The 2371-nt window shown below is 44.7% G+C and carries 2 protein-coding genes; both read right to left on the minus strand.

Annotation, left to right across the window (positions count from 1 at the left end):
* Positions 1 to 604 (minus strand): tyrosine-type recombinase/integrase (locus ACTNEW_RS16155; RefSeq protein ID WP_441062823.1); only part of this gene is annotated, 604 nt, incomplete at its 3' end.
* A partial coding sequence (locus ACTNEW_RS16160) for a tyrosine-type recombinase/integrase (protein ID WP_441062825.1) occupies positions 597 to 2371 on the minus strand: 1775 nt, incomplete at its 5' end. The genes ACTNEW_RS16155 and ACTNEW_RS16160, both read right to left, overlap by 8 nt.

Raw genomic sequence — 2371 nt, forward strand, 5'->3', positions numbered from 1 at the left:
CCATATAATCCCGGCAGAGTTCCACCATGTCATCAGAAAGATAGATCAGGCGGTCTCTGTTCCCCTTGCCATCAAGAATGATGACCGTCCCGGCGTCAAGATCAATGTTTTCCTGCAGCAAGAGGCAGGCTTCAGATGCACGCAGCCCGTTCAGATAAATAAGCCGGAACAATACGGGGTACTCATTTCCCATGCGTCGGGTGTTGGCACTGCTCCTCCTGGGTGAATAGCTGTCCACCTGATCAAAAAACTCAGAAATTTCATCAGACGTGAACAGATGTATTACCGCCTTCTGGTAGTGTACTTCTATCGGAGGACAGTAACTCGGTATCCCAAGACCATTCAGATACTTCGCAAACTGTCTTATGACACATACCCTTGTAGCACAGCACTTTTCACCTTCCGTGTCTCTTTTCTTTACCCAGCCTGAAAGGGTTTCCTGTGTTAGTCCCGCTGCATCATATCCATGCTCCTCCCAATAGTTATCAAACATGCGCATCCACTTGGATTCGTTAAAATACTTATATCCCAGTGACTTCTTCTCCTGTATAAATCCTGTTATCCACTCAGCAATACTGCTTGTATAAATGATTTCCTCAGACATGCCTGTACCTCCTTCCAATTGACAGACCTGTTTCTGCCAGAGATAGTGGACACAGGCGCATTCTTTCAGCATCCAGTGACGTATATTTATGTACATTTGAGCAATCCGAATGCCCAAGCATTTCAGCAGTTTCAACAATGGTTGCACCACTATTAAGTGTGGATGACCCAAATGTCTTTCTTGCAAGGTGGATTCTGCCGGTCGATGCTCCAGCCCGTTCCATAGCATTTCTGCAGGCTGAACAACCGACTGGATCATATGGTGCCTTCGTTTTCAGGAATAACATGTCGCTGCCGGTATTCCTGCGCCTGGCATCTTTTATATACCTGTATATGGCATTACCGGTCCTCGCGTCCATCGGGTGAAAATGCGCCACCCTCGTCTTTTGCTGCATAATACGGATCGTCCTGTTTTTCCAATCAATGTCAGATAACCGTATTCCCACGATGTCGCACGAACGGAACCCGGTGTTCAGTGCTATCTTGAGGATTGCAGCATCCCTCAGTTCCAGGGGATTCACAGCATTTTTGCAGTACGACTCAATTGCATCTATATCTTCAGTTGAAAGTACATCAATGATCTTTTCACCTCCTGCAGCCCTGTTCGGCAGGGCATGGTGTATTCCCATAGGAATAATGCCGTTTATCTCAAGAAAAATGAGGAACTTCCTTATATGGCTGTTGTATGCATTCTTAGCCTCCGGGGTTTTATGCCCGTTATCACAAAGATTAAACTCCTTGATAACCTGTGGGGATATTTCAGCGAAAGATGTGATCCCTGATGATACAAGGAAACTGCAGAAAACTGTACTGCAGGTACTGTACATTTTTATAGTGTTCTTTTCCCAGCCTTCCTTTTCTTTGGCAGCAATAAATGGTGCAAGCATCTCCTTGCACCATGCAGGAAGATCATCATATCTATTATTCTTGTGCTTCCACCGATGCAGTGGGAGGATATCCCCTTCCCTGATATAGTCGTCGTACATTTCATAGGTCCGCCGTGCCATACAAAATCCCTTCCCGAAAAGGTGTTCGCCCACATCACCAAACCAGGCTTCCACAACAGTCCTGTCATACCCGATATTCTCTTTATCGAGAAAAAGATACAGCAAGGTAAGATGGTAGTGCGCAGAGTCAGTCATGGTCTTGCTGTAGCTGGCGGCTTTCAGCTTCTCTGTAAAATCATCAATCGATTTATAAAATCTATCAGCAGAAAAGTTATTGCCCTTTTTACGGTATCCGGTTACTGTTTCCTGTGAACAGGGCGACAAATCTGATAAAGACGTACACTTTCCTGATTCGATATAATGCATATATATCGGGTATCCTTTCCTACACAGTCCCTTGTCTGCCATGTATCCAAGGAAACCACAAACGAGTCCCTCTTTATTATAATAAGCCTTAGATGACTCCTTCAGGAACTGATCATACATGTCAAGCATGTCATACCCAATATCTCTCATGTCGTTCGCACCGTTATACTGTGCAAAACAGCAGAATTGTGTTACAGCATGCCTGATGTTTGCCAGATGATTTACGGTATAGGTTCCATCAGAAGTTATCTCACTCAGATATGCTTGAATGCACTCTGAAAACTGTTCTGACGGATATGCATAAACCGTAAGGTGTGAGCCCAGAACCTTCCCTGATTTATAAACATCATCCAGTCTGTAAATAGCGTTTAAATATGCTGACCGGATATACTTCGCAACATTGCTCTCACACCAACTGAGTGCAGTATCACGGGAATAACTCTCTGATTTGGAAG

Source organism: Blautia sp. HCP3S3_G3 (assembly GCF_052063365.1).
Classification (GTDB): Bacteria; Bacillota; Clostridia; order Lachnospirales; family Lachnospiraceae; genus Blautia_A.